The sequence below is a fragment of the Nitrospirales bacterium genome (assembly GCA_031315865.1).
Classification (GTDB): domain Bacteria; phylum Nitrospirota; class Nitrospiria; order Nitrospirales; family UBA8639; genus JAGQKC01.
The window spans coordinates 2,479,914-2,504,276 of record JALDRJ010000002.1; the positions used below are offsets into that span (position 1 = coordinate 2,479,914).

Below are 24,363 nucleotides of genomic sequence, written 5' to 3' on the forward strand. Positions count from 1 at the left end.
ACATCCATAGATTATTTTTGTTGAGGCGAGGACTATGAGAAAAAAAATTGCCGTGTTTTCTGGAGATGGAATAGGTCAGGAGATTGTCCCTGAGGCGTTAAAAGTTCTAGCGTCGATTGGGGCGCGATTTGATCATGTCTTTGAGTGTGAACATGGACAAGTCGGCGGGACGGCGATCGATTCGGTTGGTGTCCCGCTGCCGCCTGAATCATTGGAACTGGCCAAGAACAGCGATGCCGTCTTGCTGGGAGCGGTTGGGGGACCTCAATGGGAAGGCCTGGAATATGAACGTCGTCCTGAACGGGCTCTGTTGGGGTTGCGCGAGCAACTGGGGCTGTTCGCCAATCTTCGACCGGCGAAGGTTTACTCAGCGTTGATACAGGCCTCGACTCTCAAGCCTGAAGTGATCGAAGGCATTGATGTGCTGGTCGTGAGAGAACTCACCGGTGGAATTTATTTCGGGAAGCCCAAGGGCATCGAAGAAACGGCGACTGGACACAGGGGGATCAACACAGAAGTCTATACCACGGAAGAAATCACGCGGATTGCTCACGTGGCGTTTCAGGCGGCGCAAAAACGGCGTCGTGTCGTGACATCCATCGACAAGGCCAACGTGCTCGAGTCCTCGGAGTTGTGGCGTCGTGTCATGACCGATGTTCACCAACATTATGCCGACGTTGAATTGCGACATATGTATGTCGATAATTGCGCGATGCAATTGGTGCGCAATCCGAAACAATTCGACGTGATTGTCACGACGAATCTTTTTGGCGACATCTTGAGCGATGAAGCTGCGATGCTTACGGGATCGATCGGCATGTTGCCTTCCGCGAGTGTCGGTTCCACCGTGGGGATGTTTGAGCCGATCCATGGAAGCGCACCCGATATTGCCGGAAAGAACATGGCCAATCCTATCGGAACGATCGCGTCGGTGGCGATGATGCTGCACCATGCGTTTGACCTGCCGAAAGAAGCCGAACTCATAGAACGGGCGATTCAAGCCACGCTCGATCAAGGCTATCGAACGAAAGATATTGAAGACAAGGGGACCACTCTGTTGGGGACGAAGGAAATGGGAGACAGAATTCTTCAGAATCTGGGACGGTTCTAGCATGCGTACGTCAATCCTCTCTGGACGTATTGGAACCATTGCGGGCACAGGTGAACCAGGGCTCTTCGGGGACGGGAACGTTTCGACTGCTGCTTCGGTGAATGAACCAAAGCAGGTGGTCTTTGATTCGTCTGGAAACCTCTATGTGGTCGATTCTGAAAATCACGCCATTCGAAAAATCGATCATGACTCTGGCGTGATACGAACCATTGTGGGACGAGTGCATGAAGCAGTGCCAGCGACGCCAGCTCCTTCCCCTAAACACGAAGCGTCAAACGAACCTGAAGATCTTCTTGCCGATTTCGCGGATAATCCGGCAGGGGCGTACGAACACACGCCGGACTTGAGCGGAACGGTGCGGTATTGGGGTGGGACGGCTCCGACGGAATCCCGGTTTGGAGGTGACGGCGGGCCTGCCACGCAGGCGATGTTGAATTTTCCCTCTGGGCTTGCGATCGATGATGCCGGCGTGATGTACGTTGCGGATACCTTGAACCATCGGGTTCGACGAATCGATCCTTCGACCCAAATTATTCAAACGATCGCGGGCACCGGCAAGGCCAAATGGGCTGGTGATCATGGTGATGCACGGTCGGCGATGCTGAATGAACCGGTGGCATTGGTTATCGACCGAAAAGGGCGCCTCTATATCGCGGATCAAAGTAATAACCGAATTCGCATGATTGACACGACCACGGGTGTGATTACCACCGTTGCCGGCACCGGTGAGGCTATTTATAACGGCGATGATATGCCTGCCGTCGAGGCCAGTCTAGCCGGTCCTAGCGGATTAGCGCTCGATGAAGAAGGCTATCTGTTCGTGGCCGACACGTTCAATAACCGCATTCGCAAAGTGGACCTTACCTCAGGGACGATCGAGACCGTTCTGGGGCACGGACAGGCCTATAGTTATGAGCCTACGAGTAATGAAGGTGAGCTGTCTGTCGCCCGGCCCTATGGTATCGCCTTCGATCAACGGGGCTATCTCTTGATCACGGATTCTGACAATCATTTAATCCGAAAATGGGACCCGAAAGCGAATACCATGACCGTGCTCGCGGGCAATGGAATGGGACAATTTTCAGGAGATGGAGGCTCGCCAGGACAGAGTAGTTTGAATTTCCCGTTCGGCGTGGCTAGCGATCCTCAAGGGAATATCGCGATCGCGGACACGTTTAATCACCGAATTCGTTACATTCCGACCTGAAATCCATATATAAGGACTCGCCAGAACATGGAAAAAAAATCTGCCTATAACGTGGCCGTCGTCGGTGCGACTGGCGCGGTTGGGACCGAGATGCTTCGCATCCTCGAAGAACGAAAGTTTCCTGTCGATCAGCTCTTGCCTCTGGCGTCGTCCCGTTCAGCGGGAGAGCATGTCTCGTTTCATGGAAGTGACGTGACTGTCAAAATCTTAGAACCGACCTCTTTTGCCGGTATTGATATCGCTCTCTTTTCAGCTGGCTCCGGAATTAGTCAAGAGTTCGCTCCTATTGCTGCCAATACAGGGACCGTCGTGATCGACAATAGTTCGGCCTGGCGGATGGATCCGCAGGTGCCGCTGGTGGTTCCTGAAGTGAATGCTCATGCCTTGGACGGGCATGATGGGATCATTGCCAATCCGAACTGTTCGACGATTCAAATGGTTGTCGTTCTAAAACCGCTGCATGAAGCCGTGTGTATCAAACGAGTGGTGGTGACGACGTTTCAGTCTGTCTCGGGCACGGGGAAGGAGGCGATGGAGGAACTGGCTCAGCAATCTCGTCGATTGATGAGCTTGCAGGAAGCGACTCCTGAAGTCTATCCCCATCATATCGCCTTTAATTGTTTGCCTCATATTGATGATTTTTTGCCGTCTGGCTACACCAAAGAAGAAATGAAGATGGTGAATGAAACCAAGAAAATCATGGAAGATGATATGATTCAAGTAACTGCCACGACCGTGCGGGTGCCGGTTTTTGTCAGCCATGCCGAATCGATCAATATTGAAACGAAGGCACGATTGACGGCCAATGAGGCCAGAGCGATTCTCTCGGAATCGCCAGGAGTGTTCGTGTATGACGATCCCTCTCATAACATCTACCCCTTGCAAAAAGATGTGGCCGGAACCGATGTGGTCTATGTGGGACGCGTTCGGGAAGATGAGTCCATCGCGAATGGCCTGAATCTCTGGGTGGTAGCGGATAATCTTCGCAAAGGCGCGGCGTTGAATGCCGTACAAATCGCCGAGGTGCTCATTCAGTGAGGCTCGGACATGGATTTTACTGGTCTGGGAAAACTCTTATTAGTAATGGGCCTGTCGGTTGTCGCTCTCGGAGTGATTTTTTTGATTGTAGGAAAATGGCCGGGGTCTGGAATGAGCTGGCTCGGTCGATTGCCCGGCGATATCGTCGTGAAACGTGAAAATTTCACCTTCTATTTCCCCTTCGCGACAAGCATTCTCATCAGCGTGATCGGAAGTCTTCTGCTGTATTTATTCATGAAACGATGAAAACATCGTAAGCCGTGCGATGTCGGTAGTTATGGGGACTGGCGGTCACAACGCAGCTATATGAATGGCGGTGTGTGTGAAAACTGCATGGTGATAACTGAAAACAACCAATGATTCTGACATCTTTACGTGTGTTTTTTATCGTGCTCGGACTACTTGGTGTCAGGCCAATAGTGGGATTGGCTTCCGAGGATATTCGTGTGTCGCTTTCAGACAGTGCGGCACATGTCATGCTCACGTCCAGTCACCCAATTGATCTTCGTTTTCCTTCCGGCCGGCAAGTTGTCGAGTTTTCTCCAGTGCATATCGAACCTCTACGTCGAGGCTTAAAAGTCAGCGGCCGTCGGCTGTCATTCACGCGAGTCATCGCTCGGGCCCACCGTGGGGAGCTGAGAGTGAGCGTCTCAGATTCTACAGCAGAGTCGGTTCGCGAGCCAGCGAAAGAATGGCAATTAAAAGGCCGTGTGGAAATTCGGCATTATCAGGGGCGCTTGTTGGTCGTGAATCACGTGGATGTGGAAGATTATGTGGCTGGCGTGGTGACGGGAGAAATTAACACCAGTTGGCATCCAGAGGCGCTCAAGGCTCAGGCCGTAGCGGCGCGGACCTATGTGCTGTATAAAAAAATGATGAATCAAGAACAACCATACGACGTGGTGTCGAGCGTGCAGGATCAGGTGTATGAAGGGCAAGCGCAGGTCGATGAAAAAGTCCAGTCCGCGATTCGTCAAACCAAAGGGAAAGTGATTACGTATCAACAGCGTCCAATTCTGGCGGCCTATTCATCCACTGCCGCTGGACCGACAGAGGATGCGTCTTACGTGTGGGACGTGAATGTGCCTTACCTCAAGGGAGTGGAATGTCCATTCGATGATCAATCGCCCCGGTATCGATGGCAGGCGGCCATTTCATTGGAAACCCTAGAGCGAAAATTTCGGAAACTGGATTATGAGGTCGGCTCGATCGCCACGATCACGCCATTTACGCAAACCCCTTCCGGACGCATTGATCGTATCCGTATCCTCCATTCTCGAGGACAATTAATCGTCACCGGCCAAGATTTTCGTCGAATAGCGGGGTATTCCACGATCCTCAGCACACAATTTCAGATTGAAAGCCTCGGTCGGGAATTGGTCGTGAAAGGAAAAGGCGCAGGCCATGGCGTCGGACTCTGTCAGTGGGGGATGAAAGAAATGGCCGACCTCGGGTATGGCTATGAGGCTATCGTACGTTACTATTACCCAGAGACTGACGTGTTGCCGCTCTCTCAGGTGACCTTGACGCCTCCAATATTAACGCCCTAATCATTTATTCTGCCTGTCTGAGCTCATGCAGCTCGATGATTTTCAATTTCCATTCGATCCTTCCCTGATTGCTTCTCGTCCGGTCCGTCCACGTGATCAGGCCAAATTGTTGGTGGTTCCTCGACGAACCGGGCCGTATCAAGACCATCGTATCGTCGATCTGCCTCGATTATTGAATCCGGGAGATCTGGTTATCGTGAATAACACGAAAGTGATTCCCGCGAAATTATCCGGGACAAAATCTCCGACCGGAGGAAAGGTTGAATTATTAGTGGTGCGCTCCTGTGGAGAAGATCGCTGGGAAGTGTTGATTAAAGGCAAGGTCCATGCGGGGCAGCGGATCAGTCTGGAAGGCGGTGCGGAAGCGAGGGTTGAAGAGCGTAGTCAGGAACGAACGGTGATTGCCGTGAAGAGTCCGGAGCCGTGGATGGAGTATGTGCAACGGGTCGGGCAAATGCCCTTACCACCGTACCTGAAACGTCAAGCGACGACAGAAGACACTCACGACTATCAAACGATATTCGCTCAAACAGCCGGCGCGATTGCTGCGCCGACTGCCGGGCTGCATTTTACGTCCCGGATCCTCGAGGAGTTGAATCGGCGTGGGATCAACGTGGCGCCGATTACTCTCCATGTTGGCCTGGGAACGTTTCGGCCTGTGACAGTCGATCGCATTGAAGACCATCAGATGGAAGGAGAATGGTTCCAGATATCGAACGAAACCGCCCACGCGATCAATCGTACGAAGGAGAAGGGTGGGCGTGTGGTTGCTGTCGGGACGACGGTGACGAGGAGCCTGGAAACTGCCTGCGATGCGAATGGACACATCAAGTCTCAGGAAGGCTACACGAATCTCTTCGTGACTCCTGGCTATGAGTTTCGCGTGGTTGATGTGCTCATGACGAATTTTCATCTCCCCGGCACAACACTGCTCATGCTTCTTGCGGCCTTCACGGGCCTCGAACAGTCCCGATTAGCCTATGAACATGCCGTCAAGGAACGTTACCGTTTCTATAGTTATGGAGATGCCATGCTCATCCAATAGCTCGTCTCTCGTGAAGTGTGGGCTGTAGGAAGAAGGTTCACAGAATATACCTTTGACGAAATACAAGTGGCGATCTATCAGACATATATGAAGTTGAATTCAGAGAATCTTTTGAACGTTCGATTAGATTCGATTAGAGTAGATGATCATGAATGACGATATTATTCTGTGATCGTAAAGCTGTTTGAAACGCTTGCAGCGCTCGCTGCTTTTTTTGGAGCAAGAACTGGAGGCGAATGCGTTCCTTGGTTTGCGGGTCAGGCTCTTCGCCCTCTTTTGCTTGACGTTTGGCCAATTCATCAACTTCCTTCAATTCCTCAGGCGTCAATGTCGTCGATTCGGTAACAAGCAGCCGGGCCTTGTCTCGGCGCAACTCGATTCGACGTTGACTTTCAAACTCCCCAGGCGTCATACGATTATTGGCGAGAATGCGCTGATAAAATTGCGGGTCGAAGGTTCCATCTTTTTGAAACTCTCTCTGTTCCAAAATGGAATTTCTCAGTTCTTCTTCCGAAATCTCCAGTTCCCATTCGTCAGCCAGGAGCGTCCAGGCTTTGGCGTCAATCAGGGCGTTGAGCGCTAGCTGTTTGATCTGTTCTTCCTGGATGTCTTCTTGTTTGAGCTGATCGCGGTAAAAACGGTCATAGTTGTCGTAGGTTCGGCGAAATTCTTGAAGCGAGACTGTATACGGCCCGACTTCAGCAACCGTATTGGTGGGGTTTCCTTCGTAATCCCAGGCTCCAACAATGACAAACGTTACGGTAATCGCGATGAGTATCGCCCACAGAATCCATGGATGTTTTTCGGACCCTTCTCGCATCGTACGAAGCATGACCACTCCTTCAGCTTGATGGTGTTCAATCGGTACGGGAAGAAATTGTAAGTGAGGGTCATTGGAAAGGCAAGGTAAAAGGCCGCGTGATGACTTTACATCCGATCAAGTCTCATGGTAATGAGGTGCGCATGAACTCCAAGCACTTCTTGTTCAACGTTTCACGCCAAATCTTTCCTGCATTCTATCTTCTGCATCATTCATCGCGTGTTCCGCTTGACGCTTCACGGGCTGCCCATGTCTTCTGAGGTTCGAGTTCGCTTTGCTCCCAGTCCCACCGGTTCTCTTCACATCGGAGGAGTCAGGACGGCGTTATTCAATTGGCTCTTTGCTCGGCAAAAGGGGGGGACGTTTATCCTGCGAATCGAGGATACGGACCGAGACCGTTCGACCGATGAGGCGATCCAAATCATTCTCGATAGCCTTGAATGGACGGGCCTTAATTGGGATGAAGGACCCTATCGACAAACTGATCGACTCGAACTATACCGCCAATACGCGATGACGTTATTGGAGCAGGGCAAAGCCTATTGGTGTGTCTGTACTCCAGAGGAATTAGAAATTCGACGCAAGGATGCGCAGGCTAGAGGTGACTCAATACACTATGATGGTCGATGTCGTGAAAAAGGTCTTCATAATCCTCCTGAGCCGGCAGCGTTGCGATTTCGTTCGCCTCAAGTGGGGCAAACGGTCATCGATGATCTCATCAAGGGCCGGATCGTGTTTGAGAATCAAGTCCTCGATGATTTGATTCTTCTCCGATCCAATGGCTACGCCACGTATAATTTTTCGGTCGTCATCGATGATGCGTTGATGAAGATGAGTCACGTGATTCGCGGGGACGATCACGTCAATAACACCCCAAGGCAGGTCACGCTCTTTGAAGCGCTTGGGTTTCCGGTCCCTCAATTCGCGCATTTGCCGATGATTTTGGGTTCGGATAAGTCACGTCTTTCAAAACGCCATGGGGCCATGTCGGTTCTTGCGTACCGGGAGATGGGCTATCTGCCTGAAGCCCTCGTGAACTACCTGGTACGATTAGGATGGTCACATGGTGATCAAGAAATTTTTTCAAGGCAGGAAATGATCGACTGGTTTAGTTTCGATCACGTGCAGTCGTCTCCCGCGGTATTCAACCCTGAAAAATTACGGTGGTTGAATGCCCAGTATATCCGTTCGAGTGATCCACACCATGTTGCGATCTATTTAACTCCTCACCTCAAAAAGGAGGGCTATGATGAGACAGCATTTTCGAGAATTCCTGGTGGCGTGGAGGGGTTGGTGTCTCCCTTACGAGAACGGTCAGAAACGTTACTTGACATGGTCAACGGTGCGGCCCCGTACCTGGCAGACACGATCACGCTTGAAGAAAGCGCGGCGAAAAAGTTTTTGACGCCGCCCATTGCTTCCAGTCTGAAAAAGTTCGCGGATCGGGTCGAGGCAGAAGGCGCATTCAACAAAGAGGTTCTCGAACGCATTCTCAAGGAAATACTCGAAGAGGATGGCCTCAAGATGGGGAAACTTGCGCAGCCGATTCGAGTTGCGCTGACAGGAGGCACGGTCAGCCCTGGCATCTACGAAGTAATGGAACTTCTGGGTAAAACACGGACATTGGATCGTCTTCAGGCCGCTATGGCCCAGATGAAACCAGGATGAAGCCAGATCGTTAGCCAGCTGCCGAAGATCGTCTGAATTCAGGATTTTTGCGCTCTCTATTTCCTGAAATTCTTCTTGACTCAATCTGAAATTCTCGACTAAGCTAATTGACGAGTTGGGGGATCGTCTAAGGGTAGGACGGCAGATTCTGGTTCTGTCTGTGAGGGTTCGAATCCTTCTCCCCCAGCCATTTAATGATGGGATGAGCTGGCAGAAAAAAGCGGGTTGAGAAGATATTTCTCAACCCGCTTTTTTACGCTGAAAGATTTGAAAGGATTATTTTAATCTACGGAATAAAATCAATCCCATCAATCCCGTGCCCATAAGCAGCACTGCACTGGGGACAGGGACTGGATTAGGTACCGGAGTATTGATAAGGTCGACTTCAGACACGGTTGCTTGAAAAACCCCAGGATTAATTTCTGTAGGCTTACCAAATGATAGTGTGGAAAAAGAAAATCCGAATGGCCCGGTCTCACCAAAATAAGCAATCAAGTCAGGGTTTTTCGTGTCACTTCCTGTTCCACCGGACGTGGTGAAAGAATCTGTCGAAACAACGAAGTTAGAAGTATCGCTAAACGACCCTGTTAATAATGTAGTATTGGGAAGATTTAATCCCCCAGATGTTCCACCTTCAATCAAGATGGATCCACCTCCACCATACGTATAGAATCCTCCAGCTGCCGAGAGTAATGGACCAGTTTCAAAGCTAAGGGAGCAGTTAGTACAGTTAAGAGCCGTAGAGTCAGCTCTCACCCTGTCTATGGCAATTCCAGATCCAGAGAATGTCCCTCCTGTGTTTGTGTCGAAGGTGATGGTACCTCCATCGACTAGGTCATCATCAAAATGAATGATAGCTGCGAGTGTAGTTGTGGTAGGAAGAAGGAAGGCTAAGGTGAGCGTTGCGACGCAGAGTTTTCTACTTAATTTACGGAATGTCATGAATGAAACCTCCCTATTAAATTGAGAATTAAATTTAGCACATACTATACTTGATGAAAGCACGAACGAACCTTATATCATGGGGCAATACTAAAAGCAACGTCACGTAACATAAAAGTTTTGAGAATGACGTGTACGAAATTAACGTAAAAAATACGTATTTATGCTGGGCTTAGTTGGTGAGATTAAGATGCCGCAGGGCAGCAAAGAAGTTCGAAATGTTTATAGATTCGTGAGTTGGCCGTCGGTGGCGATTCATGTACATATTTATAGATTTCGTATCAAAGCAAAAAACGGTACTAGATTTTCATGGCATATTCGTGGATTCAAGAGCCAGAGTGCAACCTCCCGCTCTGCGGGAGAAACGTATCTTGCTTCTTTTGTGCTCTTATTTGTCGACTGAACGGCTTGGTGCTGACCTATTGTCAAAAGTAGTGTCTGAGTCGTTGTTCACGCGGCGACCGGATCACTGAGTGTTTGTTCCATTCCATCGGTAAACTGGCTCCCTTCGATCACCTGGGGCAACTGCTGGAAACCGCGCAGCCGTCGCCAGGTCCGTTCGGCACACTGCCCTAACTTGAACATCATGTGGAGCATGCCATCGCGTGTGAGACAGCCGTTCGTCTGCTTCGTCCGATGCCGAATGGTCTCAAAGGTCGATTCGATCGGATTCGTGGTGCGCAGACTCTGCCAATGGTGTGCTGGAAACGCGTAGAACGTCAGGAGCTCCTCCCGGTCTTTCTGCAAACACCCCGTCGCTTTCGGATACTTCGGCTCGTAGATCTTCAGAAAACTGTCGAAGGCCTGTTCAGCGGCCGCTTTCGTTTCAGCTTGCCAGATCTCGTGTAACGCCTGTTTCGCTTTCGGCTGTACAGTCGTGGGTAAGGCATTCAACACATTGCGGGTCTTGTGCACCCAACAGCGTTGCTGTCGGGTCGTGGGATAGAGTTCTTCCAAGGCCGCCCAGAAGCCCATCGCGCCGTCTCCCACCGCGACCTTCGGCGCCTTCATCCCTCGGGCTTGCAGATTCGCGAGCACCTCCCGCCAGCTCTGCGTCGACTCGCGCACGCCATCCTCAATGGCCAAGAAGTGTTTCTCGCCTCGGGCGTTCACGCCGATGACGACCAACACACACAGTCGCTGCTGGTCAGCCCGGAGCCCAGTGTAGATCCCATCGACCCAGAGATACACCCACTGCTCTTTATCAATGCGACGCTGTCGCCAGGCCTCATACTCTTCGCGCCAGGTGTGCTTCAGGCGGGCGACCGTGCTGGCCGAGAGCCCCTTGGCGTCGGGACCGACTAAAACTTCCAGGGCCGTCTGCATCTCGCCCGCCGAAATCCCTTTCAAATACAGCCACGGGACCGCCGCTTCGAAGCTGGCTGTCTTGCGCACGTCGGGCGGGACCAGCGCGGAGCGAAACGTGACCGGTTCGCCTTGCCGACTCCGGACCTTCGGCACCTGAACCGTCACCGGCCCGATCCCCGTCTGAATCTCACGCGCAGGCTGATACCCATTGCCGACGACGATGGCCCGGCCATGCTCATCTTGCTGCTTAGCATACTGAGCTACTAGCTCCGCTCGCTCCGCTTCCAATGCATGAGCCAGCAGGCGCCGGGCTCCTGTCCGCAGCAACTCGGTCAACGTATCCCGACTCACTGGCTCTTCTGGTTGTCGTTTGGTACTCTCTTGCATCGTGGCGTCTCTCCTTTTTTGAGGTTGATCTAAGGATGTCTCGCAACACCCAGTTCAACCCGAGACGCCGCGTCTTTTCAACTCACATCAGACACCACTTTCGAGTATAGCTCCTTGGTGCTTAGAGGTAGGTGAAAATTTTATAGGGTCAGAAGTGGACTTCACGAAGAGAGTCTTGATGAGCTTGGAACCATTGAATCGTGTTTCGTAGACCTTCCTCTAACGAATGTTTGGCGTGAAAGCCAAACAACTGTTTGGCCCGGCCGACATCTAGGCATCGCCGTGGCTGGCCATTGGGCTTTGACGTGTCCCAGACAATATCACCAGAAAATCCCACTTCTTCGGCAATAAGAGCGGCAAGACTGCGGATCGTTATCTCGGATCCTGTTCCAAGATTAACCGGCAGGCTTTGATCGTATTCTTCTGCGGCAAGAAGAATCCCTTCTGCGGCATCTTCGACGTACAGGAATTCCCGGCTCGGTGAACCATCTCCCCATAAGACAATCTCAGGTTCCCCCGCCTTCTTGGCCTCTGCGCACTTACGAATCAATGCGGGAATGACGTGTGAGGTTTCAAGATCGAAGTTATCGCGCGGACCGAATAAATTAACGGGGAAGAGGACAATGGAGGAAAATTGATATTGTTGACGATAGGCCTGAGACTGGACCAACAGCATCTTTTTGGCCAGGCCATAGGGTGCGTTGGTCTCTTCTGGATAGCCATTCCAGAGGTCATCTTCTTTGAAAGGGATGGGCGTGAGGTTGGGATAGGCACAGATCGTGGCGAGGGCCACAAATTTTTTCACCTCCCGCTGTCGTCCGATTTCCATAAGCTGGGTGCCCATCATGAGGTTGTCATAAAAAAACTTCCCAGCGTTGGTCTGGTTGGCTCCAATACCACCTACGCGAGCGGCGAGATGAAGCACAATGTCTGGCCTGGCGTCTTTGTACAATCGTTTGACGGCATCCATATCTACTAAGTTGTACTCGTTGCTTCTTGGCACGAAGACTTGGTTGCAGCCTCTGATTTTGAGCTGCTCCACGACAAAGGAGCCTAGAAAACCAGCCCCCCCTGTAACGACTACTCGTTGATCAGTCCAATAGGACATGACTAGGCCCTTTTCCCTTGAGTGCCTTCGAGCCGCTCTCGTTCAAGCGCAAGGTCGGCATCAACCATCATGGCGGCCAACTCATCAAAGCGTACTTTGGGTTCCCATTCTAGAGTGGCTTTGGCTTTCGACGCATCACCGATCAGAAGATCGACTTCTGTCGGGCGATAATATTTAGGGTCGATCCTGACATAGTCCTGCCAATTGAGCTGTACACGATCAAAGGCCACTTCGAGGAATTCTTTCACCGTATGGGATTCGCCAGTGGCCACGACATAGTCGTCCGGCGTATCCGCCTGTAACATGAGCCACATGGCTTGCACATAATCGCCAGCGAATCCCCAGTCTCGCTTGGCATCAAGGTTTCCAAGAAAGAGGGTGTCCTGAATGCCTAGCTTGATACGAGCCGCCGCTTTCGTAATCTTTCGTGTCACGAAGGTTTCGCCACGTCTTGGAGATTCATGGTTAAATAAAATGCCATTACAGGCAAAGAGATTGTAGGCCTCTCGATAATTGACGGTGATCCAATATGAATAGACCTTGGCCGCTCCGTACGGACTTCTTGGGTAAAATGGCGTCGTTTCCCGTTGGGGAATGTCTTGAACTTTTCCGAACATCTCGCTTGATGAGGCCTGATAGAACTTCGGAGTCAGTCCTGACTCGCGAATCGCCTCGAGCAAGCGAACGGTCCCAACTCCGGTCACGTCGGCAGTATATTCTGGAATATCAAAGCTCACCCGGACATGACTTTGTGCTCCAAGGTTATAGATCTCATCAGGCTGAACGGTCCGGAGGATATGATTGAGTGAACTCGCATCATTCAAATCCCCGAAAACAAGGCGAAGGCGCGGGTTGGTCACATGAGGATCTTGATAGATTTGATCAATGCGGCCGGTGTTAAACGAGCTCGAACGACGGATAATTCCATAGACCTCGTATCCTTTGGCGAGCAAAAAATCAGCCAGATATGAGCCATCTTGACCGGTAATGCCTGTAATTAAGGCTTTTTTCCTCATGAAGAAAGTTGTTGGCGGTTGGCAGGACGCTTCCTAGTTTGAACTGCGAGAAGATTCTTGGATTTTCAGTAAATGTCTGTAGATAGATAGTGCAACGAAGTGAGGGGTAGAGAGAAAATTCCGTTTCCACATCCGCCTTGGTTCTCTGAGGAGGCGATAGAGCCATTCCAGTCCTGCCTTGCACATCCACTGAGGTGCACGAGGGAACGTACGAGCATAAAAGTCGAACACAGCACCAATGGAGCCAATAACTGGGACATTCAGCTTGTGACGATTTGCACTTACCCATTTCTCCTGCTTTGGCGCAGTCATCCCTACCCATAGAACGTCTGGCTTAGCCTCATTGATTGCTTCAATCATGTGAGCATTATCCTCGTCTCCCCACATGCCGAAAGGTGGAGATTGAAGTCCACAAATCTTGAGAGATGGAAAATCTTCCTTAAATCTTTGGGCGATGAGCTCTAGTACTGTTGAGGAAGAACCAAAAAAGTAGATTTTCCCAGATCCAAGTTGAGACAGAGCATTGAGAATTCCGAAAAAATAGTCCGCACCAGTGATCCTTGGGCCTAGCGAAATGCCACATACCTTGGCCAGTAGCGAAATGCCTACTCCATCGGGAACGACAATATCCGCCTCGTTAAGAGCGTCTCTAAAGGAAGTATCAGATTGTGCCGTAGTCAGAGAGTGGGGGTTAGCACAGGCAAAAACCACTGGTCTTTCAATGCCAGATATAGCTCCGAGAGATTTGTTGACACAATCCTTAAGAGAAGCGCGGTCGATTAGGACGCCAAGAAAAGAACTCACCTGCCGCATTAAGTATAAATTTCCTTACACATACTTATGTTGATGTTGTATTGTGAAATGTCTCGATAGTTCGATGATATATGTCGATTAATTTCGAATAATTGTGTTCGGCAGTGTAGTATCTTTGATACAGAGAGTATGCTCCATCCCTCATTCGAGAAAGTCGATGTTTATCAGCTGTCAGTTGCTTGACTTTTTTTGCTAGATCTATTGGATTCCCTGGTTCGAATTTTACTCCACTTTCACCTTCTTTTACAATTGAATCTAAACTTCCGATACGGGACGAGACAACCGGTGTTCCACAAGCGTACGCTTCTAAGAGGACCATTGGGAAACCTTCATACCATTCTGATGGAATGATAAGGCATTGGCTTTCCCCCACTACTTTGTGGATCATTTCTTGCGTGCAATATCCTAAGAATTCAACTGCAAGATTGTTTTTCTTTGCGAGTTCCTCCATAGAGTTTCGCAGAGGTCCATCCCCAAGGATCTTAAGTGGAAGATCGGACATCGATTGCCATGAAGTCAGTAGAGTACGCACCCCTTTCTCTTCTGCTAAACGTCCTACATACACAACGTAGTTACCTTTTCCCTGGCCACGTTTAGGATCGTGCATCAGGAAATTAGGCTTGACGTCAATTTGTTCTTTTTGAAACCCACCCTTTATGTAACGACCTGCAGAAAATTCTGTTAAGGCTATATAACGATTAACCAAGAGACGATAAGTATCTTGCCATCGATGGCGGAGTAACATCCATGTAATAGCGCTCGTTGCTGGTAAGGATTTTCGATAACAGCGGTGTTGAAGCGCAGGAATAAGAGATGTGCCGACGCAGTCTTCACAGGGACGATTGTTTCGTAATAAAAGTCCATTGGGGCAAATAAGTCGGTAGTTGTGCAGAGTTTGGACAACCGGCACCTTATTATCACGACATGCGAAATAGGCACTGGGAGAAATCATTGGAAACGTGTTATGGAAATGGACGATATCGGGTTGGGTCTTCCTAATTAAATTTGAAAGGTCACGATACGATTCTTGGGACCATGCTGTATCCAGCCCGAGTCTAAGTCGTTTCATCAAGGTTGACTCATCGATTTGATCATTGAACCGTTCGAAGACATAAACTTTGTGCCCGTTAGATTCAAGTAACGATCGTTCATTTCGATATGCAGCATCTTCGCCGCTGGGAGCCGATGAGCGTAAGAAATTATGACATAAAAGTATTTTCATAGTCTTAAAAGTAAGGGCTTTTGTTAACTTAAGGTATGTACGTTAAGTGGTCTCCTCACCATATTCTGGAGGTGACCATGCTGAATTGTCCCTGGTGTATGAGTCCTGACAAAGTTAAAAGTGGCATCAAGAGCGGACGGCAATGCTACAAATGTAAAACGTGTGCGTTTATTTTACAGTCGCTCACAAATCCGATACGGCTACCTCTGTCCCAAGCCGCTTGGCATTGACTCTGCACCTGGAAGGCTTGGAGTTTCAAGTCATAGGGGTCTGACTTGTTGCTGATCGACTTTGCGGCGCTTCCTCGCAGCTGACACTAGCACGTGAGGCGTCGTGCTCGGAGCACGCTCTGGCAGAGCATCAAGCTTCAACGGACTGAACACGTGATGACCGACTCTTCGGGCCCGTGTGAACACTTCTTGCCACCACAGAAGCCTGTCTAGTCTAAAGCGGAGCTCTTCGCCGTCGAGGGCAACAATAGATTTGTTGCGATGTCCTTCTAGCTCGTCTCCGGCAAAAGACCACGTGTTTACAGCTTACAACAAGGGCGAAACGATACTGCGGTATTCCGTGCACGTCTTCTGATGGAAAATGGAACGGTGAACTGAAAAGTATCTTACATTTAACGACATAAATAGCGACAACCGAAAATCCCAGTATATATAAACGAGAACTAATATTTCCACGTTCTCACACATCTTGTCTGTCGAAGCCCGAGTAGCGCATGCCTTCGTCTTAGAAAATGCTAGAACGAATGAAGACCCACGCATTGTTTCGAAGCTCGCGGCAACTCAACAAAGAAAAAACACTATTCTACATTGTGCAATAACATAAGCCTGGTCACACGGCTTCCTGATTCCTGCTCCGCTTTGCCCCGTCCAAAGATGGCGTCCTTTTTCTAACATCCTATCGCCCGCGGTTCAGTTTCAACAAACACTCTCCATCACATCGCTGACGCGATTCTGTCAATATTTCCAACGGTCACCACTCTTCCAATAGTTCGACCCAACAACCCATCTCCCAAAAACCACAGAAATAGTGGAGAAACGGACGCCAGATTCTCATCAAGAATTTGGCAATCAGTCCGACAAAGACGACATGAGCTTCTGTCCATTCACAGTCTGAGTGAACACCGACCCAGAGCGAGTACATAAAACAACTTCGTCGGAAAGATTCATCGTGACTGCAACGTTAACGGAGGCTTAGGCATTCATACATCAACATCATAAAACTCAACGAAGCGTGCGAACAGCTAATTGATGGACTGCATGCTCTCAAACCTAACTCAAAAAGGAGTAAGTGTATGGCTCGATGCAGGAACAATACAATTTCTCTTCTGACAACCTGCCTTGTGATATTGGGAGGAACAATAAACAGTGCGTTTGCCGCCGACACAGAAGCACCAACCATCCCCAGTAATCTTACGGCCAATGTTAGTAATTCGGTTCGCGTCGATCTGACCTGGGGAGCCTCCACTGATCTCGGCGGTGGCGTCGTGGCGGGCTACGACGTCTACCGCAATGGCGTCAAGATTAAGAATAATGTGACCAGTACTAGTTATAGCGACCTGACGGTCCAATCCAACACCACCTATAGCTATCAGGTCGATGCCTTTGACGATGCTTCCCCGCGGAATAAGTCCCCCAAATCTAATACGGCAAGCCTTACGATGCCTGGAACCGCAACGACCACCGACAGCGAAGGTCCCATTGCTCCCGGCAATCTCTCCGCTATCGCCAGCAGCCCCACACAAGTCAACTTGTCATGGACGGCTTCTACAGATTTAGGCGGTGGCGTCGTGGCGGGCTACGACATCTATCGCGATGGTGCAAAGCTGAAAGCGAGCGTCATCAGTACCAGTTTTAGCGACACGACGGCCCAACCTAACACCATCTATAGCTATCAAGTCGATGCCTTCGATGATGCTTCCCCACGCAATAAGTCAAGGAAATCAAACATGGTAAGTCTTACAACGCCCAGCACTACCAATGATACAGCCAGACCAACCACTCCAAGTAATCTCACCGCCACTGCTAGCAGTCCCACACAAGTTAAGCTAGTCTGGACGGCCTCTACGGATTTGGGCGGTGGCGTTGTGGCTGGCTACGACATCTGGCGAGATGGGGCAAAGCTGAAAGCGAATATCACCAGTACCAGCTATAGCGACCCGACCGCCCAACCTAATACCACTTATAGCTACCAAGTCGATGCGTTCGATGATGCTTCCCCGCGCAACAAGTCCCCCAAATCCAATACGGCCTCAGTCACAACACCAAAATCCACACCACCTGTTAGTGATGTCGATCTTCCAACAGTTCCGCCCAATTTGACCGGAAAAGCCATTAATCCAAGAAAAGTTACTCTGTGGTGGACATCTTCACGGGATACTAGTGGAGGTGTGGTCATGGGGTACATTGTTTACCGGGATGGCGTATCGATTGCTACTGTAACCGAACCGCACTACAGCGATTTGGCCGTGCAAGCCAACACTATCTATAGTTATCGTGTTGTTGCATTTGACGACGCCGTACCTGCAAATCTTTCTATCTTGTCTCCCGCCCTTGAAGTGGCAGTACCAGCCGAGGAACCAGCCTGCGTTGGCGTCACCATTGCTCCTACTGACAATGCTGTGAACATCGTCCAATCGCATGCGGCTGGGACTACGTTTTGTTTTCAAGCCGGTACCCATCGACTGTCTGCGCCGATCGACGCCCGTGCGAACGATCGATACATTGGGGCACCAGGGGCTATTCTGGATGGCCGCAATACGATCACCCATGCTTTTTCTGGAAGGAGTGGCAACCCCAATCAACAAAATGTCACGATCCGCGGCCTGATCATCCAAAATTTCCAAAATGCCTATGATGATTTTGCAACGCGTAATACCATCAAGGCTGGAGATTACTGGACAATCGAAAACAATGAAATCCGAAACAACTATGAGACCGGCATTCATCTTGGCCAAGGCATCAGACTGCGGAATAACCATATCCACCATAATGGGCGGTACGGGATCACTGTTGGCCCGGGGCTCAATCAAAACATGCTGATCGATGGTAACGAGATTTCCTATAACAATACGCGCAATCTTCCCTGGGCCACCGCCGGAACCGCCAAAGTCATTGGCTCATCCACGGGAGTCACTGGACTAACCTGGAAAAATAATTGGATCCATCACAACAACGGTCACGGGCTCCATCATGACTATAACGTAGGGCCCAATATCGAGATCGCCTTTAACCGGGTTGAGGGCAATATTGGCAACGGCATTCAACATGAAGCCTCTTGGGGAGCTGACATCCATCATAACGTGACGATCAATAATGCTCGGAAGTACATAGGCAAATCCTGTTTTCATGGTTCACAAATTTACCTCTTGATGAGTTCAGATGTGACGATTCGCAATAACCACGTGGAGTCGACGGAAGACAGTAATGGGATTTGTATGAGAGATGCTATAGGTGACTTGGCCCCACCTGCTTCGACCACGATTCACAACGTGAAAGTCGTAGATAATACGATCAAACTGATTGGATCAGCTCAAACGGGAGTGGTAGGAGCGGATTCTGAAGTAGACAATCTCTCGAAAAATTTCTTTGATCGGAACACCTACTTCGTCCCAGAGCCAATTTTGGGCCGTCACTGGACCAATTATGTCGATAAAGGAGAATGGCAGGCTAAAGGCCAAGGGGCCAATAGCTCGTTTTTCTTATGGTAGTCATTTTAAATCCCGTAAGGCATAACGGAAAAACCAGGGTCTGGTCCACTTCGGACTGGACCCTGAATTGATATTCTCTCAGAGACATCATCTTGAATGGGTAGTCGCTGAAGCTTCACTCCACAAATTTTAGAAAAACTATTCATCCATTTTGCTGCCTAAAGCAGAAGCCACCTCAGATTGAACAACGCACGTAAACGTCTAAGGACTAACCAATCAGCAGAGACAACCTTTTTTACCACACTATCATCTGGCCTTCTTGCTCCCTCCCAACAAGGACCTAGTTGAAATAGCTACATTTAGATTCGACTGTGTATACGTATAGATTCGACTGTGTGTACGTAGTTTCAATGAATGCCGATTCATTCGGTAATTACACTTTTTCGCCAACCTTCTATTAGGTTCTTTTCAAAATGCAAGTCATTGGTAAACTCCCAAATATTAAAGACTTTCTAGCACAAGTATCATGAAATTTTTTTATTACATTTCTTTGCGGCACTTAAATTGCTTGCCGTTCCCAAAAAACAAAACGGTTTTTTTGAGCACATGCTGAGAGAAAATATTTTGGTGTAAGTTCTGGGACTTCACGAACTTTCTCTTTTATCGACGTACATACTCGTCACCTCGTTTTTTGATTTTTTCCTCCAACCCTGCATTTCTGATGGAGATCTCAAGCGGTCGGATTCCCATCTATGTTTATGACTCGTCCGTTTTTAAACAAAAATTACAACTACTCAAGGAAGGAAAGTCTTATGACTTACAGTCATTCCCTCAGTAGACATTTTCGCATTCCCTTCTTCGCTGCTTGTCTAGTAATTTTTGCCGGATTCAGTTGTGCAAGCTTTGCCGCTGACACAGAGGCACCAACCATCCCTGGCAACTTGACGGCCACTGCCAGCAGTCCCACACAAGTTAATCTAGTCTGGACGGCCTCTACGGATTTGGGCGGTGGCGTCGTGGCGGGCTACGATGTCTATCGCGATGGCGCGAAGCTGAAAGCGAATATCACCAGCACCAGCTATAGCGACCCGACTGCCCAACCCAATACCCAATATAGCTATCGTGTCGATGCGTTCGACAACGCCAAGCCACGCAATAAATCCCCCAAGTCCAATACCGCCACCGTCACAACGTCCTCGCCATTATCATCCGGAAACACAGGCTCCGCGCCAACAGTCCCCCCAAACTTTACGGGGAAAGCTGTCAGTCACAAGAAAATCGTCCTCTGGTGGACTTCCTCTCGAGATACGGGTGGAGGAGAGGTGGCAGGCTACAAGGTGTTTCGCAATAGTTCGCAGATTGCCACCGTGACCGAACCGCACTTTAGCGATCTCAATTTAAAGGCTAATACCACGTATAGTTATCGGATTGCAGCGTTTGACGATGCTTCACCGGCGAACAATTCCTCACAAACTTCATCCCTCTCTCTTAAGACCCTCGCGCCTCCTGCTATTTGCTCTGGCGTCACCATTGCTCCTACTAGCAATGCTGTGAACATCGTCCAATCGCATGCGGCTGGGACTACGTTTTGTTTTCAAGCCGGTACCCATCGACTGTCTGCGCCGATCGACGCCCGTGCGAACGATCGATACATTGGGGCACCAGGGGCTATTCTGGATGGCCGCAATACGATCACCCATGCTTTTTCTGGAAGGAGTGGCAACCCCAATCAACAAAATGTCACGATCCGCGGCCTGATCATCCAAAATTTCCAAAATGCCTATGATGATTTTGCAACGCGTAATACCATCAAGGCTGGAGATTACTGGACAATCGAAAACAATGAAATCCGAAACAACTATGAGACCGGCATTCATCTTGGCCAAGGCATCAGACTGCGGAATAACCATATCCACCATAATGGGCGGTACGGGATCACTGTTGGCCCGGGGCTCAATCAAAACATGCTGATCGATGGTAACGAGATTTCCTATAACAATACGCGCAATCTTCCCTGGGCCACCGCCGGAACCGCCAAAGTCATTGGCTCATCCACGGGAGTCACTGGACTAACCTGGAAAAATAATTGGATCCATCACAACAACGGTCACGGGCTCCATCATGACTATAACGTAGGGCCCAATATCGAGATCGCCTTTAACCGGGTTGAGGGCAATATTGGCAACGGCATTCAACATGAAGCCTCTTGGGGAGCTGACATCCATCATAACGTGACGATCAATAATGCTCGGAAGTACATAGGCAAATCCTGTTTTCATGGTTCACAAATTTACCTCTTGATGAGTTCAGATGTGACGATTCGCAATAACCACGTGGAGTCGACGGAAGACAGTAATGGGATTTGTATGAGAGATGCTATAGGTGACTTGGCCCCACCTGCTTCGACCACGATTCACAACGTGAAAGTCGTAGATAATACGATCAAACTGATTGGATCAGCTCAAACGGGAGTGGTAGGAGCGGATTCTGAAGTAGACAATCTCTCGAAAAATTTCTTTGATCGGAACACCTACTTCGTCCCAGAGCCTGAAACTGGAGTCAATTGGGCTTGGTATATTATTCATTACGAATGGCAAAATACTGGTCAAGGCCCTAATAGCACTTTCCGTGCATGGTAATATACATCTGGTGCTCTGTCAGTTTGGATCGCATAAAATGCTCAATTCTGTTAGGTCGAACCTTATGTAAGCTTCCCCCAATCGAGGACAGATTAAACGTAGAGCGTTCTGGCAGAATAGCCCAGGAGGTTCTCATGAAACGGACTCGATTGAGCGAAAGCCAAATTGTCGCCATCTTGAAGCAAGGTGATGCCGGGATCAAGGTCAAGGCTCTTTGTCGGGAACATGGGATCAATGATGCCAGCTATTATAATTGGAAAGCGAAGTACGGGGGGCTCGAGGCCTCAGATCTCAAGCGGCTCAAAGAAACCGAGAGCGAACTGAGCAAGCTCAAGCGCATGTACGCGGATCTGGCCTTAGAGAATCGGGCGCTCAAGGATGTGATCGAAAAAAAGCTCTGACGCCGACCGAGAAACGTGAGGCGGTGCACACGATGCACGAAACTCATGGCATCTCTATTGTACGAGGATGTACTGCCCTCAGACTGGCTCGGTCGGCGTACTATCACGCGCCAGTTGATTGACAGGTGCGTGACCAGGAAGTGATCGACGCCCTCAATGCGTTAGTTGAGACGCATCCCTGCTGGGGCGTGTGGAAATATATGAGGCAGTTACGAGCCCTGGGCCATACTTGGAATCACAAACGCATGTATCGCGTGTATCGGCAATTAGGGCTCAATCAGCCCCGCCGTACCAAACCTCGGTTACCCAAGCGACCCTCACTCCCAGTATTTGTCTCAGAAGGACCGAACGAAGTCTGGTCGGCCGACTTCATGAGTGATGCCTTGTATCACGGGTCGCGGTTTCGCACCTTGAATATTATCGATGACTTCAATCGAGAGGCACTGGCGATTGAAATTGATACGTCGCTCCGTGCGGAGCGGGTCATTCGAGTCCTTGAGCGCTTGAAAACCGAACGTGATCTGCCTCACATGATTCGGGTGGATAATGGCCCAGAATTCTTAGCGCACTGTCTTCAAGACTGGGGGAAAGCGAATCGGGTATTGATCTATTACATCCAGCCGGGGCGCCCCACGCAGAATGCCTTCATTGAGCGGTTTAATCGGACCTATCGAAATGAGGTGCTCGATCCCTACTTGTTTCGGAATTTGGAAGATGTGCGGAGATCACCGCGGAATGGCTGACGGTCTATAATGAACGCCGACCACACGAGGCGCTGCAAGGAAAAGCCCCGTGTACATTTCACGAACCCAGACCGGAAAACTCTACCTTGCAACTGTCCGCTTGACGGGGAAGCTTACAAGTGCCCTCCGCTTCGAGGGCTTGCGCAATGAGTTTGCGAGCGCCTACCCGCATTAATTCCGTCAGCGTGTCCGTAGTTCCTCGATCTGCCTCGTCTGTTTTGGTACTCTTTGGCATCGTGGCGTCTCTCCTTTGTGGTTGAATGTGGATGTCTGGCAACAACCAGTTCAACCCGAGACGCCGCGTCTTTTCAACTCACCGCAAACACCACTTTCGAATATAACTCGCACACGGCTAACTGCTATGATAATGCGGTGACGGAGAGTTTCTTGCATGCACTGAAAGTCGAACTCATTCACCGCGAGCGGTATAGCACGCGACGTCAGGATCAATCGAGCATCTTTGAATACATCGAAACGTATTACAATCGACAGAGAAGGCATTCGGCAATTGGACATCAGATCCCGATGGTTTTTGAACAGGCAGCTTAACTCCCTGTCCGATCTGGTGGGGGAGGATCAATGGCACCATACTTTGAAGCAGGTTCTTCAATAATTTTAAATGAAAAATAAGCCGCGATAGTAGAACTCAATAAGACCAACCAAAAACTTGCATACCCGTTTATTTCTAGTCTTTTTATAATGTTCAAGAAAATAGGATGGAAGAGATATAAACTAAAACTTAATGCACCATAAAACCTAAGAATAGGTAAGGTGAAAAACTTGCGGATAAGCCCTTTATAATTTATTGAAGATAAAAGAACAAATGACCACAATATCGAATATAAAATAAATTCTTTATGAAGGTAATTATTGGGAACTCTATTCCCAAACAACGAAATAACTAGAGGTGTCATAGCGACTACCCCAACTAAACCTATATACCCTAAATGTCTGCAAATTTTGACAACAATTTCATTTGACTGACTATTATGGATGTAATCTTGTAAAACCGCGAGAAGTACACCAATAATGAAAATTGGCATATAAGGTAGTAGTCTGGAGTCGTTTGTCAAAGAATCATGCTGAGGAGATATAATTTGAGAACATATAATCAATACTATAAAGAATAGTATGACGCTCAAAAAGCCATAGGAACGAATAAAAACAGTGATAATAACTAATAATGGAAGTATAAAATAAAATTTAAATTCTACCGCTATGCTCCAAGTAACCCCTTTCCCTTCTAAAAGAAGAAAATGATTTACAAAGCCAGGGAAGTCTAAAAAGAATGGAACGCCTATATCAGGCATTCCTAAGTACCTACTTATTACAAACGAACTTATTAAGCCAAGCAGCAAATAAAGAGTATAAAGTGGGTATATACGAAAAAAACGTCTTTGCCAATAGTGGGACATTGCTGAAATTGTCAGAATGTCTTTGCCTTTATGCAGTAAAGGAAGCGTTAGTAAAAAAGAGCTAAGAAGGAAGAATAGAAACACGCCTGACTTTCCAATACCTCTCAAGTCAAGAAAAGGAATGAAAAACATACCTGAGTTACTCGTGTGGCTGAATACCACTATTAATGCAGCGAAACCCCTTAGTCCATCAAGGGAGTTTATGTGAAATTTTTTATCTGATATTTCCCTATGTATCATTATGTGATTATTCTGAAATAATTTGTGTAACT

At 49.1% G+C, this 24,363-nt stretch carries 18 protein-coding genes, 1 tRNA gene and 2 pseudogenes; 12 read left to right on the plus strand and 9 right to left on the minus strand.

The window, feature by feature from the left end; genetic code table 11:
- Positions 1 to 34 precede the first annotated feature (34 nt).
- The 6 genes from leuB to queA all read left to right on the plus strand — a co-directional run bounded on the left by leuB (position 35) and on the right by queA (position 5,951).
- The gene (gene leuB, locus MRJ96_11335) at positions 35 to 1,111 is read left to right on the plus strand and encodes a 3-isopropylmalate dehydrogenase (protein MDR4502034.1); all 1,077 of its coding nucleotides are present in this window, start codon (positions 35 to 37) and stop codon (positions 1,109 to 1,111) included.
- Position 1,112: 1 nt separating this feature from the next.
- Positions 1,113 to 2,318: a hypothetical protein gene (locus MRJ96_11340; protein MDR4502035.1), complete on the plus strand. Its 1,206-nt coding sequence runs from the start codon at positions 1,113 to 1,115 to the stop codon at positions 2,316 to 2,318.
- Between the two features lie 27 nt (positions 2,319 to 2,345).
- Positions 2,346 to 3,356 carry an aspartate-semialdehyde dehydrogenase gene (locus MRJ96_11345; GenBank protein MDR4502036.1) on the plus strand — a complete coding sequence of 337 codons (1,011 nt, stop codon included), beginning with the start codon at positions 2,346 to 2,348 and terminating at the stop codon, positions 3,354 to 3,356.
- A 9-nt stretch (positions 3,357 to 3,365) separates the two neighbouring features.
- Positions 3,366 to 3,602: a DUF2905 domain-containing protein gene (locus MRJ96_11350; protein ID MDR4502037.1), complete on the plus strand. Its 237-nt coding sequence runs from the start codon at positions 3,366 to 3,368 to the stop codon at positions 3,600 to 3,602.
- A 110-nt stretch (positions 3,603 to 3,712) separates the two neighbouring features.
- On the plus strand, positions 3,713 to 4,906 hold the full coding sequence (locus MRJ96_11355) for a SpoIID/LytB domain-containing protein (protein MDR4502038.1): 1,194 nt from the start codon (positions 3,713 to 3,715) through the stop codon (positions 4,904 to 4,906).
- 25 nt (positions 4,907 to 4,931) lie between these two features.
- Positions 4,932 to 5,951 (plus strand): tRNA preQ1(34) S-adenosylmethionine ribosyltransferase-isomerase QueA, encoded by a 1,020-nt coding sequence (queA, locus tag MRJ96_11360; protein ID MDR4502039.1) that lies wholly within the window; start codon positions 4,932 to 4,934, stop codon positions 5,949 to 5,951.
- Between the two features lie 133 nt (positions 5,952 to 6,084).
- On the opposite strand, the gene MRJ96_11365 is transcribed toward queA, so the two are convergent.
- Positions 6,085 to 6,783 carry a SurA N-terminal domain-containing protein gene (locus MRJ96_11365; protein MDR4502040.1) on the minus strand — a complete coding sequence of 233 codons (699 nt, stop codon included), beginning with the start codon at positions 6,781 to 6,783 and terminating at the stop codon, positions 6,085 to 6,087.
- Between the two features lie 237 nt (positions 6,784 to 7,020).
- On the opposite strand from MRJ96_11365, the gene gltX reads away from it, so the two are divergent.
- Positions 7,021 to 8,439 (plus strand): glutamate--tRNA ligase, encoded by a 1,419-nt coding sequence (gene gltX, locus MRJ96_11370; protein ID MDR4502041.1) that lies wholly within the window; start codon positions 7,021 to 7,023, stop codon positions 8,437 to 8,439.
- 116 nt (positions 8,440 to 8,555) lie between these two features.
- Positions 8,556 to 8,629: transfer RNA gene (locus MRJ96_11375), tRNA-Gln, on the plus strand.
- Positions 8,630 to 8,715: 86 nt separating this feature from the next.
- Here the strand turns inward: MRJ96_11375 and MRJ96_11380 are convergent.
- From MRJ96_11380 to MRJ96_11405, 6 genes are all read right to left on the minus strand, one after another.
- Positions 8,716 to 9,381, minus strand: a complete 666-nt coding sequence (locus tag MRJ96_11380) for a PEP-CTERM sorting domain-containing protein (GenBank protein MDR4502042.1) — start codon at positions 9,379 to 9,381, stop codon at positions 8,716 to 8,718.
- Between the two features lie 450 nt (positions 9,382 to 9,831).
- On the minus strand, positions 9,832 to 11,076 hold the full coding sequence (locus MRJ96_11385) for an IS256 family transposase (protein MDR4502043.1): 1,245 nt from the start codon (positions 11,074 to 11,076) through the stop codon (positions 9,832 to 9,834).
- Between the two features lie 148 nt (positions 11,077 to 11,224).
- Complete coding sequence (locus tag MRJ96_11390; protein MDR4502044.1) at positions 11,225 to 12,184, minus strand: GDP-L-fucose synthase; 960 nt, start codon at positions 12,182 to 12,184, stop codon at positions 11,225 to 11,227.
- 2 nt (positions 12,185 to 12,186) lie between these two features.
- Positions 12,187 to 13,200: a GDP-mannose 4,6-dehydratase gene (gene gmd / locus MRJ96_11395; GenBank protein ID MDR4502045.1), complete on the minus strand. Its 1,014-nt coding sequence runs from the start codon at positions 13,198 to 13,200 to the stop codon at positions 12,187 to 12,189.
- 33 nt (positions 13,201 to 13,233) lie between these two features.
- Positions 13,234 to 14,013, minus strand: coding sequence for a WecB/TagA/CpsF family glycosyltransferase (locus MRJ96_11400; GenBank protein MDR4502046.1), 780 nt, complete (start codon positions 14,011 to 14,013; stop codon positions 13,234 to 13,236).
- Between the two features lie 25 nt (positions 14,014 to 14,038).
- Positions 14,039 to 15,235 (minus strand): glycosyltransferase family 4 protein, encoded by a 1,197-nt coding sequence (locus MRJ96_11405; protein ID MDR4502047.1) that lies wholly within the window; start codon positions 15,233 to 15,235, stop codon positions 14,039 to 14,041.
- Between the two features lie 1,303 nt (positions 15,236 to 16,538).
- On the opposite strand from MRJ96_11405, the gene MRJ96_11410 reads away from it, so the two are divergent.
- The 3 genes and pseudogenes from MRJ96_11410 to MRJ96_11420 all read left to right on the plus strand — a co-directional run bounded on the left by MRJ96_11410 (position 16,539) and on the right by MRJ96_11420 (position 22,780).
- Entirely contained in the window at positions 16,539 to 18,953 is a 2,415-nt protein-coding gene (locus MRJ96_11410; protein ID MDR4502048.1) for a right-handed parallel beta-helix repeat-containing protein, read from the plus strand.
- Positions 18,954 to 19,705: 752 nt separating this feature from the next.
- Positions 19,706 to 21,532, plus strand: coding sequence for a right-handed parallel beta-helix repeat-containing protein (locus tag MRJ96_11415; GenBank protein MDR4502049.1), 1,827 nt, complete (start codon positions 19,706 to 19,708; stop codon positions 21,530 to 21,532).
- Positions 21,533 to 21,666: 134 nt separating this feature from the next.
- A pseudogene (locus MRJ96_11420) lies at positions 21,667 to 22,780 on the plus strand (IS3 family transposase).
- Here MRJ96_11420 and MRJ96_11425 read toward each other — a convergent pair.
- A complete protein-coding gene (locus MRJ96_11425; GenBank protein MDR4502050.1) occupies positions 22,735 to 22,911 on the minus strand; it encodes a hypothetical protein in 177 nt (58 codons plus the stop codon). The pseudogene MRJ96_11420 and the gene MRJ96_11425 sit on opposite strands and share 46 nt — an antisense overlap.
- A gap of 119 nt (positions 22,912 to 23,030) precedes the next feature.
- On the opposite strand from MRJ96_11425, the pseudogene MRJ96_11430 reads away from it, so the two are divergent.
- Positions 23,031 to 23,225 (plus strand): annotated as a pseudogene (locus MRJ96_11430) (IS3 family transposase).
- Here MRJ96_11430 and MRJ96_11435 read toward each other — a convergent pair.
- The gene (locus tag MRJ96_11435; GenBank protein MDR4502051.1) at positions 23,222 to 24,331 is read right to left on the minus strand and encodes an acyltransferase; all 1,110 of its coding nucleotides are present in this window, start codon (positions 24,329 to 24,331) and stop codon (positions 23,222 to 23,224) included. The pseudogene MRJ96_11430 and the gene MRJ96_11435 sit on opposite strands and share 4 nt — an antisense overlap.
- Positions 24,332 to 24,363 lie beyond the last annotated feature (32 nt).